Origin of the sequence: Streptomyces sp. S07_1.15, from assembly GCF_020739505.1 — a bacterium.
Classification (GTDB): domain Bacteria; phylum Actinomycetota; class Actinomycetes; order Streptomycetales; family Streptomycetaceae; genus Streptomyces; species Streptomyces xinghaiensis.
The window spans coordinates 3617968-3633784 of the sequence record NZ_JAJBZK010000001.1 but is presented as its reverse complement, the minus strand read 5'-3'; the positions used below and the strand labels follow the sequence as shown (position 1 = coordinate 3633784).

15 protein-coding genes are annotated in these 15817 nt (G+C 74.3%); 7 read left to right on the top strand and 8 right to left on the bottom strand.

Going from position 1 to position 15817, the window contains the following annotated elements; translation table 11 throughout:
* Nucleotides 1-193: 193 nt before the first annotated feature.
* Nucleotides 194-1891, top strand: coding sequence for a phenylacetic acid degradation protein PaaN (gene paaN / locus LIX60_RS15670; RefSeq protein WP_227958957.1), 1698 nt, complete (start codon nucleotides 194-196; stop codon nucleotides 1889-1891).
* A gap of 105 nt (nucleotides 1892-1996) precedes the next feature.
* Here paaN and LIX60_RS15665 read toward each other — a convergent pair whose 3' ends face one another.
* Nucleotides 1997-3064: a carbohydrate kinase family protein gene (locus LIX60_RS15665; RefSeq protein WP_227962784.1), complete on the bottom strand. Its 1068-nt coding sequence runs from the start codon at nucleotides 3062-3064 to the stop codon at nucleotides 1997-1999.
* Nucleotides 3065-3357: 293 nt separating this feature from the next.
* On the opposite strand from LIX60_RS15665, the gene LIX60_RS15660 reads away from it, so the two are divergent.
* Nucleotides 3358-4734 carry a 6-phospho-beta-glucosidase gene (locus LIX60_RS15660; RefSeq protein WP_227958956.1) on the top strand — a complete coding sequence of 459 codons (1377 nt, stop codon included), beginning with the start codon at nucleotides 3358-3360 and terminating at the stop codon, nucleotides 4732-4734.
* Nucleotides 4735-4902: 168 nt separating this feature from the next.
* Here LIX60_RS15660 and LIX60_RS15655 read toward each other — a convergent pair whose 3' ends face one another.
* The 3 genes from LIX60_RS15655 to LIX60_RS15645 all read right to left on the bottom strand — a co-directional run bounded on the left by LIX60_RS15655 (nucleotide 4903) and on the right by LIX60_RS15645 (nucleotide 7687).
* On the bottom strand, nucleotides 4903-5550 hold the full coding sequence (locus LIX60_RS15655; RefSeq protein ID WP_227962783.1) for a TrmH family RNA methyltransferase: 648 nt from the start codon (nucleotides 5548-5550) through the stop codon (nucleotides 4903-4905).
* Nucleotides 5551-5651: 101 nt separating this feature from the next.
* A complete protein-coding gene (locus tag LIX60_RS15650; protein WP_227958955.1) occupies nucleotides 5652-6974 on the bottom strand; it encodes an HTTM domain-containing protein in 1323 nt (440 codons plus the stop codon).
* Complete coding sequence (locus LIX60_RS15645) at nucleotides 6971-7687, bottom strand: DUF5819 family protein (RefSeq protein WP_227958954.1); 717 nt, start codon at nucleotides 7685-7687, stop codon at nucleotides 6971-6973. Before LIX60_RS15645 ends, LIX60_RS15650 begins: the two co-directional genes overlap by 4 nt.
* A gap of 226 nt (nucleotides 7688-7913) precedes the next feature.
* Here LIX60_RS15645 and paaA point away from each other — a divergent pair, with 226 nt between their 5' ends.
* From paaA to paaE, 5 genes are read left to right on the top strand one after another with little or no spacing between them, the layout of a single operon-like run.
* Complete coding sequence (gene paaA / locus LIX60_RS15640) at nucleotides 7914-9041, top strand: 1,2-phenylacetyl-CoA epoxidase subunit PaaA (RefSeq protein WP_227958953.1); 1128 nt, start codon at nucleotides 7914-7916, stop codon at nucleotides 9039-9041.
* Nucleotides 9038-9325 (top strand): 1,2-phenylacetyl-CoA epoxidase subunit PaaB, encoded by a 288-nt coding sequence (gene paaB, locus LIX60_RS15635; protein WP_227958952.1) that lies wholly within the window; start codon nucleotides 9038-9040, stop codon nucleotides 9323-9325. Before paaA ends, paaB begins: the two co-directional genes overlap by 4 nt.
* Nucleotides 9322-10071 (top strand): 1,2-phenylacetyl-CoA epoxidase subunit PaaC, encoded by a 750-nt coding sequence (gene paaC / locus LIX60_RS15630; RefSeq protein ID WP_227958951.1) that lies wholly within the window; start codon nucleotides 9322-9324, stop codon nucleotides 10069-10071. Before paaB ends, paaC begins: the two co-directional genes overlap by 4 nt.
* Complete coding sequence (paaD, locus tag LIX60_RS15625) at nucleotides 10065-10568, top strand: 1,2-phenylacetyl-CoA epoxidase subunit PaaD (protein ID WP_227962782.1); 504 nt, start codon at nucleotides 10065-10067, stop codon at nucleotides 10566-10568. The genes paaC and paaD overlap by 7 nt, the downstream gene beginning before the upstream one ends.
* Nucleotides 10569-11693 (top strand): 1,2-phenylacetyl-CoA epoxidase subunit PaaE, encoded by a 1125-nt coding sequence (gene paaE / locus LIX60_RS15620; protein ID WP_227958950.1) that lies wholly within the window; start codon nucleotides 10569-10571, stop codon nucleotides 11691-11693. It begins immediately after the preceding gene.
* A gap of 149 nt (nucleotides 11694-11842) precedes the next feature.
* Here paaE and LIX60_RS15615 read toward each other — a convergent pair whose 3' ends face one another.
* The 4 genes from LIX60_RS15615 to LIX60_RS15600 all read right to left on the bottom strand — a co-directional run bounded on the left by LIX60_RS15615 (nucleotide 11843) and on the right by LIX60_RS15600 (nucleotide 15717).
* A complete protein-coding gene (locus tag LIX60_RS15615; protein ID WP_227958949.1) occupies nucleotides 11843-12187 on the bottom strand; it encodes a rhodanese-like domain-containing protein in 345 nt (114 codons plus the stop codon).
* A gap of 80 nt (nucleotides 12188-12267) precedes the next feature.
* On the bottom strand, nucleotides 12268-13101 hold the full coding sequence (locus LIX60_RS15610) for a hypothetical protein (protein ID WP_374117863.1): 834 nt from the start codon (nucleotides 13099-13101) through the stop codon (nucleotides 12268-12270).
* A gap of 104 nt (nucleotides 13102-13205) precedes the next feature.
* Nucleotides 13206-14762 carry a DUF2252 domain-containing protein gene (locus LIX60_RS15605; protein WP_227958948.1) on the bottom strand — a complete coding sequence of 519 codons (1557 nt, stop codon included), beginning with the start codon at nucleotides 14760-14762 and terminating at the stop codon, nucleotides 13206-13208.
* A gap of 292 nt (nucleotides 14763-15054) precedes the next feature.
* Nucleotides 15055-15717, bottom strand: a complete 663-nt coding sequence (locus LIX60_RS15600; protein ID WP_227958947.1) for a response regulator transcription factor — start codon at nucleotides 15715-15717, stop codon at nucleotides 15055-15057.
* Nucleotides 15718-15817: the final 100 nt, after the last annotated feature.

The window sequence follows — 15817 nt, the reverse complement described above, 5'->3', positions numbered from 1 at the left end:
CGCACATCCCTTTCACCCCGGGGACGAGGGGTTTCCGGAGTTTTCCACAGCCCCTTGTCCCGACCGATCGTTCGGTTACTCTAAAGCCGTTCCCGCATCCACGCCCCACCCGAGACCCCACCCGAGAACTCACCGCCCCCCGCGGAGCGCTCACGCGCGCCGTCATTCCGGCTCGACGAGGAGTTGGTCAGACATGGCCCCCCATCTCACCGCACACCAGCTCGCCGAGAGGCACCGCCCCACCCTCGACCGGGCCCTGGAGGCCATCCGGACGCGGGCGTACTGGTCGCCCCACCCGGAGCATCCGAAGGCCTACGGCGAGAACGCCGCCGAGGAGGGCAGGGCCGCCTTCGAGGCGCTGCTCGGCCGCCGCCTGGAGCTGGACCAGCCCGGCACCGACGCCTGGACGGGCGGCGAGGTCTCGCCGTACGGCACCGAGCTCGGCGTGGAGTACCCGCACCCCGACGCGGAGGTGCTGCTGCCCGCCATGCGGGCCGGCATGGGCGACTGGCGGCGGGCCGGCGCGGAGACGCGCGCCCTGGTCTGCCTGGAGATCCTGGCCCGGATCAGCGCCCGCACCCATGAGTTCGCGCACGCCGTGATGCACACCTCCGGCCAGGCCTTCCTGATGGCCTTCCAGGCCGGCGGCCCGCACGCCCAGGACCGGGGCCTGGAGGCGGTGGCGTACGCCTGCGCCGAGCAGACCCGGGTGCCGGAGCGCGCGGAGTGGTCCAAACCGCAGGGCAAGCGCGACCCCCTCGAACTGACCAAGACCTTCACGCCCGTGGCGCGCGGCATCTCGCTGCTCATCGGCTGCAACACCTTCCCCACCTGGAACGGCTACCCCGGCCTCTTCGCCTCCCTGGCCACCGGCAACCCGGTGCTGGTCAAACCGCACCCGCGGGCCGTGCTGCCGCTCGCCCTGACCGTCGCGGCGGCCCGGGAGGTCCTGGCGGAGGCCGGCTTCGACCCCAATCTGGTGGCGCTGGCCGCGGAGCTGCCCGGGGAGGGCCTGGCGAAGACGCTGGCCACCCGGCCGGAGATCCGCATCATCGACTACACCGGCTCCTCCTCGTTCGGCGACTGGCTGGAGGAGAACGCCGTCCAGGCGCAGGTGTACACCGAGAAGGCCGGGGTCAACACGGTCGTCGTCGACTCGACCGGCGACTACCGCGGCATGCTGGCCAACCTCGCCTTCTCCCTCTCGCTCTACAGCGGCCAGATGTGCACCACCCCGCAGAACCTCCTCATCCCGCGCGAGGGCATCACCACGGACGCCGGCCCCAAGTCCTACGACGAGGTGGTGGCGGACCTGGGGGCCGCCGTGGACAAGCTCCTCGGTGACGACGCCCGGGCGAACGCCCTGCTCGGCGCCCTCGTCAACCCGCAGGTGGAGAAGCGCGTCGAGGAGGCCGGCGGACTGGGCGAGACCGCTCTCGCCTCCCGCGCGGTGGCCAACCCGGAGTTCCCCGGCGCCACGGTCCGCACCCCGGTCGTGGTCAAGCTCGACGGCGCCCGGAAGCGGTGGGAGGGCGCCGGGGACCGGCCGGCCTTCCTCGGCGAGTGCTTCGGCCCGGTGGCCTTCGCCGTCGCCGTGGACTCCACGGCCGACGGAATCGAGCTGCTGCGCCGCACCGTCCGGGAGCACGGGGCGATGACCGTCTCCGCGTACACCACCTCCGAGGAGGTGGAACGGCTGGTGGAGGAGGTCTGCCTGGAGGAGTGCGCCCAGCTGTCGCTCAACCTGACCGGCGGGGTCTACGTCAACCAGACCGCGGCCTTCTCCGACTTCCACGGCTCCGGCGGAAACCCGGCGGCGAACGCCGCGCTGTGCGACGCGGCCTTCGTGGCGAACCGCTTCCGCACCGTCGAGGTGCGCCGGCCCGCCTGAGCGCGGAGCCCGGTGCCCCCGGGCAGGGCGCAGCTGCCGCCGGAGTCCGGTGACCCCGGCGGCGGCTGCGTATCGGGTGGCCGTTCCCGGCCGCCCGCGGTCCGCTCAGGTGGCGCGGAAACCGATCGTCGGGGTGGCCCGCCGGAGCGGCCAGTCGGCGGTGCCCGCGGGCAGCAGATCGGCGAGGAAGCGGTAGCGCCGCATCACCTCGTCGCTCTGCCCGCCGCACTTGATGGCGTACTGCCACCAGGCGGCGACCTCGGCCCAGCCGGGGGCGGAGAGCGATCCGCCGAAGTGCTGTACGGACAGCGCGGCGGTGAGATTGGCGAAGGCGAGCCGGTCGGCGAGCGGCCAGCCGGCCAGGGTGCCGGTGATGAAGCCCGCCATGAAGACATCGCCCGCGCCGGTCGGGTCGAGGGCGTCCACCCCGAGGGCCGGCACATCGGCGCTCTCCCCGGTGAGGCCGTCGACGGCGACCGCGCCCGCGGCCCCCTTGGTGACCACCGCGACGGGCACCAGTTCGGCCAGCGCCCGCACCGCCGCCTCGGGGCTGTCGGTACGGGTGTAGTGCTGGGCCTCGGTGGCGTTGGGCAGGAAGGCGTGGCAGTGCGTCAGGTCCGCGAGAGTGTCCGGATCCCAGACACCGCTTCCGTCCCAGCCCACATCGGCGAAGATCCTGCTGCCCTCGCCATGGGCCCGGCGCACCCAGTCGTCCAGCCGCCGGCCCGGGTCGAGCGAGGCCACACAGGCCAGGGAGCGCGGCCGTTCGGCGACGCTGACGCACGGGGTGGGCGCCTCGTGGCCGTGCGAGACCATCGTCCGCTCGCCCTCGTAGGCCATGGAGACGGTGACCGGCGAGTGCCAGCCCGGCGCGCGATGGGAGGGCCCGAGGTCGATGCCCTCGCAGTCCGCGAGGCTCTCCCAGCAGTAGTCGCCGTAGACGTCGTCGCCGAAGGCCGCCGCCAGTGACGTCCGCAGCCCGAGCCGGCGCAGCGCGGTGGCCATGTTGGCCGCGCCGCCCGGGCTGGACCCCATGCCGCGCGCCCAGGTCTCGGTGCCCCGCACCGGGGCGTGGTCGAGCCCGGTGAAGACGATGTCGAGGAAGACGGTGCCGGTCAGGAAGACGTCCGTCACGGGGTCGTCCTCGCGCCGTACGGAGGCCAGCGGGTCCATCGGCGTCCGCGACGGCGCCGGATGGGCGGTTCCGGTGTTACTCAACGCATTCGTGCCTCTCTCGCTGGACCTGATCTCACTGGGGCCCGTCCGGTCCTGCCCGCCGGCCGGGCCGCGGCGTCCGGTGCCGTGGTGCACCGCACGGCGGAGGCCCGCCCGCGCACTGGGCGTACACGGGCGTGCCCGGCTGCGCGGCGAGGCGCGGTGCCGGGTGTCACGGACCCGAGGGGGATCACCGGACAACCCTTAGTGTGACGGACACCTTGCGTAGGCGATGGGGAGGTGGTCCAGGTATGAGGCTGACCGTGCTGGGCGGAGGCGGTTTCCGCGTACCGCTGGTGTACCGGGCGCTGCTCGACGACAGCGGTGATCCGGCGGGCCGCTGCACCGAACTGGTCCTGTACGACACCGACCGCGGCCGTCTCGACGCCATCGGCGCCGTGCTCGCCCGCCAGGCCGCCCGCCGCGCCGGGGACGGCCGCGGCACCGGCGGCCCCGCGCCCGCGGTCCGGCTCACCACGGAACTGGACGACGCGCTGCGCGGCGCCGACTTCGTCTTCTCCGCGATCCGCGTGGGGGGTCTGGAGGGCCGGGTGCGCGACGAGCGGATCCCGCTGGCCGAGGGGGTCCTGGGCCAGGAGACGGTGGGCGCGGGGGGCGTGCTCTACGGGCTGCGCACCCTGCCGGTGGCGGTACGGATCGCGGAACGGGTCGCCGCGGTCGCCCCGGACGCCTGGGTCATCAACTTCACCAACCCGGCGGGCATGGTCACCGAGGCCATGGGCCGTGTCTTCCGCGAACGCGGCCTGCCCGACCGGGTGATCGGCATCTGCGACTCCCCGGTGGGGTTGTGCCGGCGTGCCGCGCGCGCCCTGGGAGCCGACCCCGACCGCGCGGACTACGACTACGTCGGCCTCAACCATCTGGGCTGGCTGCGCCGGCTGACCGTGGACGGCCGCGATCTGCTGCCCGGCCTGCTCGGCGACCGCGCCGCGCTGGAGTCCTTCGAGGAGGGCAAGCTCTTCGGCGCCGACTGGCTGCGGGCCCTCGGCGCACTGCCCAACGAGTATCTGCACTACTACTACTTCAACCGGGAGACGGTGGCCTCCGTGACCGCCGCCGAGGCCACCCGGGGCGAGTTCCTCCACCGCCAGCAGGCCCGCTTCTACGCCGGCGAGGCCGCGGGCGGCGACGCCGCGGCGGATCCCTACGAGGCGTGGGAGCGCACCCGCCTCGAACGCGAGGAGACGTACATGGCCGAGAGCCGCGAGGCGACCGGCGGCTGGCAGCGCGACAGCTGCGACCTCGACGGCGGCGGCTACGACCGGGTGGCGCTGGCCCTGATGCGCGCGATCGCCCGCAACGAACGGACCAAGCTGATTCTCAACGTGCCGGGGCGCGGCGCGGTGCCGGCGCTCGACACGGACGCCGTGGTGGAGGTCCCCTGCCTGGTGGACGCCGGGGGCGCGCGTCCGCTGGCCACCGGGGCGGTGGCACCGGACCAGCTCGGGCTGATGCTGACCCTCAAGGCCGTGGAGCGGTCGGCGATCGGGGCCGCCGAGAGCGGCTCGCGCGCCGCGGCCCTGCGGGCGCTGGCCCTCCACCCGCTGGTGGACTCGGTGCGGGTCGCGGAGCGGATCCTGGACGCGGCGGGTGGCTTCCGCGGGTGACCCGCCCGGGGGGGACCGGCGACGGGGGAGGACCGGCGACGGGGAAGGAGCGCGGTTGGGAGGCGCCGGGACGGCGGAGCCGGCTCGCAGGCGTGTCAACGGCAAGCCGCGTCACCACATCACCACATCACCGCATCACCGCATCACCGAGGGGTGTCGGGCGTGCCCTCAGCCGAACACGTGCGTCTGGACCCAGGCGTGCATGGCGATGGCCGCGGCGGCGCCCGCGTTGATCGACCGGGTGGAGCCGAACTGCGCGATGGAGCAGACCATGGCGGCGTGCTTCCGCGCCTCCTCGGTGAGCCCCGGCCCCTCCTGTCCGAACAGCAGCACACAGCGGCGCGGCAGGACGGTGGTCTCCAGCGGTACGGAGCCGGGCAGGTTGTCGATGCCGATGACGGGCAGGTCCTCGGCGGCGGCCCAGGCGGTGAGGTCCGCCGTGTCCGGGTGGTGCCGGACGTGCTGGTACCGGTCGGTGACCATGGCGCCCCGCCGGTTCCAGCGGCGCCGTCCGACGATGTGCACCTCCTTCGCCAGGAAGGCGTTGGCGGTGCGCACCACGGAGCCGATGTTGAAGTCGTGGGCCCAGTTCTCGACGGCGATGTGGAAGTCGTGGCGGCGGGTGTCCAGGTCGGCGACGATCGCCTCGCGCGTCCAGTAGCGGTACCGGTCGACGACGTTGCGGCGGTCGCCGTGCGCGAGCAGCTCCGGGTCCCAGCGGTCCCCGGCGGGCCACGGCCTCGGATGCGGCCCGACGCCGACGGTCCCGGGGGCGTAGCCCTCGTCGTACTGCACGGGTTCGGGGAGGGCTTCCAGGCCGGCTTCCCGGCCGGTCTCCCCCTCGGCTTCCCTCCCGGATTCCCGTACCGGCTCGTCCGGTGCCGCCGGTGGTTCCGTCCGGGAGGGGTTCTCGCTGCTCACCCGACGAGGGTACGGCGCCGCCGGTCCTCCGGGTCGCCGGCCGCCGGCTTCCCGGACGTGCCGTCCGTGCCGCCACCGGGCCGCCGCGGGCCGGGCAGCAGCCGGTCGCGGGCCCGGCCGGTGATCCGTCCCGCGATCCGTCCGGTAGCCCGCAGGAAGCCGGTCGGCAGGAACACCGCGTCCGCCGCGATCATCGCCAGCGAGAAGAAGGGCAGTCCGAGGACCACCGAGATGGCGAAGTGCTCGGTCATCATCGCGGCCAGCAGGACGTTCTTGACCCGGCGGTTGAAGAGCGTGAACGGGAAGGCGACTTGGACGATCACCGTGCCGTAGGTGATGAGCATCACCATCACGCCGTTGGAACCGAGCGCCTCGGAGAGGGCGGGCCAGGGCGTGAAGTAGTCGAGGTGGAGCGGGTAGTGCAGCGCGGTGCCGTCCTGCCAGCGGGAGCCCTGCACCTTGTACCAGCCGGCCGTCGCGTAGATCAGGCAGACCTCGGCCATGATCACGAACAGGGCGGCGTTGTGGACGAGGTTGGCGGTCATGTCGAGGACGGCGCGGAGTTCGCCGCCGGGCACGTACCGGTTCACCGCCCACCACAGGGCGTGCACCAGCCAGAGGCCCCAGAAGACCACCGCCCAGCCGGTGGCCAGGCCGGGGAGGAGGGACGCCAGGGCGAGGACGAGGCCGAGCAGCGACCAGAGGACGATGCCGGTGACATCCCGCGGGGCCCGGGGCGCCCGGAGGTCCCGGAGCGCCGAGGGCCCTCCGGGCCCCACGGCCGGGGCGGCTTCCGCCGCTTCCCCGCCCGCGGAACCGCTCTCCCGCTCCCGCGCCCGCCGCCGCTCCCGGCGGGCGTCCAGCGACCAGACCCTGCCGCAGCGGGTCAGCACCAGGTAGATCGCCATGAGGTGGATGACGTTGTCCCCGCCGTCGCCCATGAAGACACTGCGGTTCTGCAGCGACAGCACGCCCACCATGAACAGCACGGAGACCGTGCGCGTGCGCCAGCCGAGCAGCAGCAGCGCGCTCGCCGCCACGGACAGCAGGTACACCGTCTCGAACCACAGCCGCCCGTCGGACCACATGAGCACCGTGAAGGCGCCGTTGCCGTCGATCAGCTGCCGGGCCATGTCCCAGCTCCACGGCCCGTCCGGGCCGTACAGCTCCCGGCGGTGCGGCCACTCGCGGAGCAGGAAGACCAGCCAGGTGAAGGAGAAGCCGATCCGCACCACGGCGGACTGGTACGGGCCGAGGGCACCGCCCGTGACACGGGTGATGCCGCGCGCGAGGGCGCCGGCGAGGCGGGAGACGCTCATGTGCCGCTCACCACCGCTGCCTGCCCGGGGCGGGCACTGCCCGGTACGTCACCGGGGCCGACCGGCCACCACGGGAGTTCGCGGTGCACCGTACCGCCGTCCTCCCGGCCGGCCGTCCCGTCCTCGCCGGGGGCCCAGGCGGGCGGGGCCACCGGAGTGGTGGCGGAGCGCACCTGTACGCGGAGGACCTCGGTCCCGGCGGTCTCCGGGCCGATCCGGGAGAGGACGATGCGCCGCAGATACTCCTCGGAGAGCGCGCCCCGCAGCCCGTTCGGCCGGTTCTCGTCGTCGTGCGAGCCGGTGAAGAAGTCCCAGGCGCGGCGGAGTTCGTTCTGGTGGACGTGGCTCGGGACGGGGTTGTGGCGGACGGCCTCCGCGTCACGGGCGGTGAGGTTGGTCCAGCGGGTGACGGAGACGCCGCCGTCGGGCCCCATGACCTCCGCCCGGGCCTGCACGGCGATGTTCTGCTGGAGCGGGTTGGGGGCGAACAGCTTCCAGTTCTGCTCGAACTCCGGGTAGACGTAGCCGTCGATCGTTCCGCCGTGCCGGTCGGAGACCGTGTTACCGGGGGCGACGTGCAGGAACACCATGGCCAGATGGACCAGGGCGGTCACCGTGATGCCCCCGAGGGCCACCGCGACGGCTATTCGCGCGGGCCACGACAGCGCCCCCACCCCGGCGTGCCCCGCCGCTCCCTGTTCGTGTGCGTCCATCGCGCCTCTCCCTGGCTTCCCCCCGGTTCCGGAGAACGGTACTCAGCGCGCTCCGGACCGGCACAGGTCCGTCAGGTTATCCACAGCCTTGACACCCCACATCCCTCCCCGCACCATTGAACCGAACGATCGGTCGGTTGGTGGCCCGCCCGGGCCGGAGGACGGTGGCCCGCAGGGGCCGGATGTCGGTGGCCGCTGGGGCCGGAGGACGGGAACGAGGGGTGGCATGACGGCGGCTGGGACGACAGCGGCGGCGCGGACCGGGGCGGCGCCCGGCCCGGCGGCGCCCGCCGGGAGGGCGGCACCGGAGACGCCCGGCGCCGAGGCCGCGCAGGCGGTCTTCGAGGCGACGGTGGCGGCGGACGAGCGCATCGAGCCCCGCGACTGGATGCCGGACGACTACCGCGCCACCCTCGTCCGGCAGATGGCGCAGCACGCCCACTCCGAGATCATCGGCATGCAGCCGGAGGCCAACTGGATCACCCGCGCGCCCTCGCTGCGCCGCAAGGCGATCCTGATGGCCAAGGTGCAGGACGAGGCCGGCCACGGCCTGTACCTCTACAGCGCCGCCGAGACGCTGGGCGTGAGCCGCGCGGAGCTGCTCGACAAGCTGCACAGCGGCCGCCAGCGGTACTCCTCCATCTTCAACTACCCCACCCTCACCTGGGCCGACGTCGGCGCGATCGGCTGGCTGGTGGACGGCGCGGCGATCACCAACCAGGTCCCGCTGTGCCGCTGTTCGTACGGGCCCTATGCCCGCGCGATGGTGCGGATCTGCAAGGAGGAGTCCTTCCACCAGCGCCAGGGGTACGAACTCCTGCTCGCCCTCAGCCGGGGCACCGAGGCCCAGCACGCGATGGCGCAGGACGCCGTCGACCGCTGGTGGTGGCCCTCCCTGATGATGTTCGGCCCCCCGGACGCCGAGTCCTCGCACAGCGACCGCTCCATGGCCTGGAAGATCAAGCGGCACTCCAACGATGAGCTGCGGCAGCGCTTCGTGGACATCTGCGTCCCGCAGGCGGAGTCCCTCGGCCTGACCCTCCCCGACCCGGAGCTGGCCTGGAACGAGCAGCGCGGGCACTACGACTTCGGTCCGATCGACTGGCAGGAGTTCCGCGAGGTCCTGCGCGGCAACGGCCCCTGCAACGACCAGCGGATCTCCCAGCGCCGCCGGGCGCACGAGGAGGGCGCCTGGGTGCGGGAGGCAGCGGCGGCGTACGCCGCCAGGCACGGCGCGGACGGGCGGGAGCCCGGCGAGCAGAGCACCGGCGGACCGGGCACCGGCGGGCCGGACACCGGCGAGCAGAGCACCGGCGGGCCGCGGGCCGCCGCGCACGGAGAGGCGGACGCATGAGCCACGACGACTGGCCGCTGTGGGAGGTCTTCGTACGGAGCCGGCGCGGCCTCTCCCACACCCACGCCGGCAGCCTGCACGCCCCGGATGCCGAGATGGCCCTGCGCAACGCCCGCGATCTCTACACGCGGCGCGCCGAGGGCGTCTCGATCTGGGTGGTGCCCTCCGCCTCCGTCACCGCCTCCTCCCCGGACGAGAAGGACTCCTTCTTCGATCCCTCCGCCGACAAGCCGTACCGGCACCCGACGTTCTACGAGATCCCCGAGGGGGTGCGGCATCTGTGAGCACGCCACCGAACCTCACGGGGGCGCCCGCCGCGGCGGCCCTGGCCCTCGGCGACGACGCCCTCGTCCTCTCCCACCGGCTGGGGGAGTGGGCCGGGCACGCCCCCGTCCTGGAGGAGGAGGTCGCGCTCGCCAATATCGCGCTCGATCTGCTCGGCCAGGCCCGGCTGCTGCTCTCCCTCGCCGGTGACGAGGACGAGGACGAGCTGGCCTTCCTCCGCGAGGAGCGCGCCTTCCGCAACACCCAGCTCGTGGAGCAGCCGAACGGCGACTTCGCCCGGACCATCGCCCGCCAGCTCTACTTCTCCGTGTACCAGGAGCTGCTGTACGGACGGCTGGCCGAGGGCGGCGGGCCGTTCGCGCCGATCGCCGCCAAGGCCGTCAAGGAGGTCGCCTACCACCGCGACCACGCCGAGCAGTGGACCCTCCGCCTCGGCGACGGCACGGAGGAGAGCCACCGCCGCATGGCGGCCGGTCTGACCGAACTGTGGCGCTTCACCGGCGAGTTGTTCCAGCCGGTGGAGGGGCTCGGCCTCGACGCGGCCGCGACGGCGGAGCTGGAGGCGGAGTGGTCCGCCCGGATCACGGACGTGCTCCGGCGGGCCGCGCTCCCCCTCCCGGAGGGCCCCCGGCACAGCGCCTGGACGGCCGGAGCCGGGCGGCAGGGCCTGCACACGGAGCCCTTCGGCCGGATGCTGGCCGAGATGCAGCATCTGCACCGCAGCCACCCCGGAGCGTCCTGGTGACCGCCACGGCGCTGGAGGAGCGGCTGCGCGAACTGGCCGGCTCCGTCCCCGACCCGGAGCTGCCGATGCTCTCGCTGGCCGAGCTGGGCGTCGTCCGCGGGCTCCGGCTGCTGGGGCCCGGCCGGGTCGAGGTCGAACTGACCCCCACCTACACCGGCTGCCCCGCGGTCGGCACGATGGCCGCGGACATCGAGCGGATCCTCCGGGAGGACGGCATACCGGAGGTCACCGTCCGCACCGTCCTCTCCCCGCCCTGGACCACGGACGCCATCAGCGCGGAGGGGCGGCGGAAGCTCCGGGAGTCCGGCATCGCTCCGCCCCGCCCCGGCGGGCCCGCCGCGGCCGGCGGACCGGTGCCCGTGGAGCTGTCCCTGCGCTGCCCGAACTGCGGCTCGACCGACACGACCCTGCTGAGCCGCTTCTCCTCGACGGCGTGCAAGGCGCTGCGCCGCTGTGACGCCTGCCGCGAACCCTTCGACCACTTCAAGGAGTTGTAGATGACCGCGGCTGCCCGTCACGGCGCGTTCCATCCGCTGCGCGTGGCCGCGGTCGACCGGCTGACCGACGACTCGGTCACCGTCACCTTCACCGTGCCACCCGAGCTCCGCCCGGCGTTCCGCCACCGCCCCGGGCAGCATCTGACCCTGCGGACGTGGTTCGACGGCGCGGAGGTCCGCCGCACCTACTCGATCTGCGCCCCGGTGACCGGCCCGGACGGCCCCGGCACCCTGCGCGTGGGCATCCGGCTGGTGGAGGGCGGCGCCTTCTCCACCTACGCCCTCAAGGAACTCTCCGCCGGGGACACCCTGGAGGTGATGACGCCGGCCGGCCGGTTCGTCCTCGACCCGCGCCCCGGGACGTACGCCGCCGTGGTCGGCGGCAGCGGCATCACGCCCGTGCTGTCCATCGCGGCGACCCTGCTCGCGCGGGAACCGGAGGCCCGCTTCTGCCTCGTCCGCAGCGACCGGACCACGGCCTCGGCGATGTTCCTGGAAGAGCTGGCGGACCTCAAGGACCGCCATCCGCGGCGGTTCCAGCTCGTGCAGACCTTCTCCCGGGAGCAGCAGCAGACCGGTCCGGTCTCCGGCCGGCTCGACGCGGAGCGGCTGACGGCCCTGCTCCCGGCGCTGCTGCCCGTGGACCGTGTCGACGGATGGTTCCTCTGCGGCCCGTACGGGCTGGTCGAGGGCGCCTCCCGGGCCCTGCGCGGACTCGGTGTCCGGCGCGACCGTGTGCACCAGGAGATCTTCCATGTGGACGGCACGGACGGCGTGGACGGCACGAACGGGACCGTGACCGCCGGGCAGGGAACGACCGTCTCGGCCCCGGCGGCGCCGGGCCCCGAGGAGAGCACGCTGGCCGTGACCCTCGACGGCCGCTCCGGCGACTGGCCGGTGCGGAGCGGCGAATCCCTGCTGGAGACGGTGCTGCGCAACCGCTCGGACGCCCCCTACGCCTGCAAGGGCGGCGTCTGCGGCACCTGCCGGGCCCTGCTGGTCTCGGGGGAGGTGCGGATGGACCGCAACTTCGCCCTGGAACCGGACGAGCTCGACGCCGGCTATGTGCTGGCCTGCCAGTCGCACCCCGCGACGGAACGGGTGGCCCTGGACTTCGACCGCTGACCAGCCGCCGGGGCGGAGGGCCGGGCTGAGGGCTGAGGGGCCAGCCTACCGAGGGCCCGGGCCGTACCGAGGGCAGGGCCCGGGGGACGCGACCGGGTCCGGTGCCGGGCTCCGTGCCCGGCGGCCCGCCCGGGTTCCGGGGCGGCGCCTCAGATCACGCGGGGCTGCCCGTCACCGTCACCGGTCAGGGGCCGTCCGGCCGCCTCCCACTCCAGCATGCCGCCGTCCACGTTCACCGCGTCCACACCCTGGGCGAGGAGGTACTGCGTCACCCGGGCCGACCGGCCGCCGACGCGGCACACCACATACACCCGGTCCGCCTCCGCCGCCGCCTCGGTCACCTCTCCGATGCGCGCGGGGATCAGACCCATCGGAATGTGCAGCGCGCCCTCCGCATGCCCGGCGGCCCACTCCTCGTCCTCACGGACGTCCAGCAGGAAACCGTCCTGCGGTACGGCCGCGGCGTCCACCGCGGGCACCTGGGCGAAGTGCATGATCAGCCTTTCGTCGAACCTTCGGACCGTTGAAACACCCGGCCGTTGTCGGGCACCAGCGCCCCGAACCGTCCGGCGCGCTACTCGGCGGCCAGCTTCGCCAGCGCGGCCTCGCGCTCGGAGACCTGGGCCAGCAACTGCTCGGCGATCTCCTCCAGCAGCGTGTCCGGATCGTCGGGGGCCATCTTCAGCATCTGCCCGATGGCGCTCGACTCCAGCTCCGCGGCGAGACCGGACAGCATCTCCTTCCGCTGGGCGAGCCATTCCAGCCGCGCGTACAGCTCCTCACTCCGGTCCAGCGTGCGCTCCGCGGGCGGCGGGCCCGACTCCCACTCCTCGGTGAGCTTCCGCAGCGCGTCCTCGTCCCCGATGGAGTACGCGGCGTTGACCCGGACGATGAAGTCGTCCCGGCGCCGCCGTTCGGCGTCGTCCCGGGCGAGATCGGGGTGGGCCCTGCGCACCAGCTCGCGGTAGATCCGCCGGGCCTCCTCGCTCGGCCGCACCCGGGAGGGCGGACGCACCGGCTTCTCGTTGAGCATGGCCGCGGCCTCCGGCGGGATGCCCTCCGAGTCGATCCAGCCGTGGAACAGCTCCTCCACCCCGGGCATCGGCTGCACCAGGCCGCGCAGCTCCTCCGCCCGGCGTACGTCCTCCGGCTTGCCCGTGCGCGCCGCGACCGCCTCCGCGATCAGCGCGTCCAGCTCGTCCAGCCGGGAGTACATCGGGCCGAGCCGCTGGTGGTGCAGCCGGGAGAAGTTCTCCACCTCGATGCGGAAGGTCTCCACGGCGATCTCGAACTCGATCAGTGCCTGCTCCGCCGCGAGCACCGCCCGCTCCAGACGCTGGGTGGCCGCCCGCTCGGCCTCGCGCTGCTCGGGCGTGGGCTCGGTCTGCTCGGCTTCCGGATTCGTCACCGGTACAGCCTACGAGCAACGCCGGCGCGCGTCGGACCCGCGGCCGCCCGCAGTCCGCGGCCGTCCCCCCGCCCGGCGTGCCGCCCGGTCCGCCCGGCCCGCCTTCAGACCCCCGTCTCCGCCGCGATCCGGCCGCTCCGGACCGCCGCCACGAGGTCCGCGTGGTCCGCCTCCGTCCGGTCCGCGTACGCCACCGCGAACGCCGCCACCGCCTCGTCCAGTTCCTCGCTGCGGCCGCAGTAGCCCGCTATCAGCCGGGGGTCGGCGCTGTGCGCGTGCGCCCGCGCCAGCAGCGCGCCGGTCATCCGCCCGTAGTCGTCGAGCTCGGCCGCCGTCAGCGCCGCCGGATCCACGCTGCCCTTGCGGTTGCGGAACTGCCGTACCTGGAACGGCCGGCCCCGCACGGTGGACCAGCCGAGCAGGACATCGCTCACCACCTGCATCCGCTTCTGTCCCAGCACGATCCGCCGACCCTCGTGGCCGGACTCCGGAGCCGGGCGGCCCGGCCGCGGGTCCAGCGCGGTCTTCTCCAGATACGGCAGGAGCACCGACGGCCGTGCCTCCTTCACCTGGAGCACGAGGGGCGCCCCGCGGTGGTCCAGCAGCAGCACCACATAGGACCGCAGGCCCACGCTGCCGGTGCCCACCACCCGGAACGCCACGTCCTGCACCGAGAACCGCGCGAGCAGCGGCAGCCGGTCCTCCGGGAGCGTCCCCAGGTACTCGCCCAGCGAGCCCGCCACGGCGGCGGCCTCCTCGTCCTCCACCCGGCGCAGCACCGGCGGCGCGTCCGTGAAGCGCCGGGATCCGTCGGGCAGCCGCTCCGTGGACTTGGCGGCGAACCGCGCGCTCGTGTTGCGCCGCGCCTTCTCCGCGACGCGCCCCAGCGTGCCCAGCAGGTCATGGGCGTCGGTGTGCGAGACGAGCTCCTCGTCGGCGATGGCGTTCCAGGCGTCCAGCACCGGGAGCTTCGCCAGCAGCCGCATGGTCCGCCGGTAGGCGCCGGCGGCGTCGTGGGCGGCGGCGCGGCAGCTGTCCTCGGCGGCGCCGCTCTGCCGGCCCGCCAGCACCAGCGAGGCGGCGAGCCGCTTGAGATCCCACTCCCAGGGGCCGTACGCCGTCTCGTCGAAGTCGTTGATGTCGATGACCAGTCCGCCGCGGGCGTCGCCGTACAGCCCGAAGTTGGCCGCGTGCGCGTCCCCGCACAGCTGAGCGCCGATCCCGCTGACCGCCGTGGACACCAGGTCGTACGCCATCAGCCCGGCGGAGCCGCGCAGAAAGGCGAAGGGGCTCGCTGCCATCCGGCCGACCCGGATCGGAGTCAGCTCCGGCAGCCGGCCGGTGTTGGACTCCTCGACCGCGCGGACCGCGCCCGGCCGGTCCGGTGCCGTGCTCAGCCCGCCGTGCGCGGACCGCGGTACCCGCTCCCGCAGCTCCTTGCCCAGGCGCTTGGGGGAGACCGCGGATTCCGCCGGCCGGGGGGCGAAGCCCGGCACCGCCGGGATCCGGTGGTCCGGTCGCGCCCGCCCCGCGCCGCCGGGCCCCGGCCCGGCAACGGCCCGTCCCGGTCCGGCCTCGGGACGGGACGCCCCGGCCCCGCCCGGGCCCGGCTCCCCGCCGGCCCGCGCCTCCACCGGCCCGCGGGCACCCGTCTCCGCCATGTCCTGTCGCCTCCCCCACAGCCGCGGCCGCCGTCCGGTACGGCGGCCCGCCCTCGACTGCCCATGACCGTACCCCCGGCCGCCGGCACCGGGCACTCCCCTGTGGACAACTTCTCCACAGGGCTCCGTCCCCCGGTCCGACCTGCGCAAGGTCCGTCATCCTCCCGGACGCGCGGCCCCGGCTGCCCCGCCGTCCCGGCCGCTCCCGGTGCCGGCCCGCGTCCCCGCCCCTCCCCGCCCCTCCCTGCCCCGGGCTGTCCCCGGCCCCGCGCCGCGCCCCGCGTCCCGCGCCCTACGCCCCCAGTCCCGCGTCCCGTGCCAGCAGCGCCGCCTGGACCCGGTTCTCGCAGTCCAGCTTCGCCAGGATGCGGCTGACGTAGGTCTTCACCGTCGCCTCGCTCATATGGATCCGCGCGCCCGCGTCCGCGTTCGAGAGCCCCTCGCCCAGCAGGGCCAGCACCTCGCGCTCCCGCGCGGTCAGCGTCTCCAGGCGGCGCCGCGCCTGCTCCGCCCGTGCCGACGCGTGGCCCGCTCCCCCCGACGCCAGGGAGTCGACGACATGCCGCGTCGCCGCCGGCGACAGATAGGCGTCCCCCGCGGCCGCCGCCCGTACCGCCCGGATCAGCTCCCCGGGAGCCGAGTCCTTCAGCAGGAACCCGGCCCCGCCCGTCCCCAGCGTCCGCAGGACGTTCTCCCGCTCGCCGAAGGTGGTGAGGACGAGCACCCGCGCACCCGGCGCGGCCCGGCGCAGCTCCGGGAGGGCCGACAGCCCGTCCAGCACCGGCATCTGGAGGTCCAGCAGCACGACGTCGACGCCGTGCGCGCGGGCCAGTTCGACCGCCTCCCGGCCGTTGCCCGCCTCCGCCACGACGTCGATGTCCTGGTCCGAGGTGAGGATCATTCTGATGCCCGCCCTGATGAGCGGCTCGTCGTCCACGACGAGGACCTTGATCACAGCTCTCCTGTCCGACGGCCGTTTCCTCTGGCGGAGCCCGCCGGGGCTCCGCGCCCGGTGACGTGCGGGGAAGCACCCTCACCCGAGCCGGGCGGAGCGG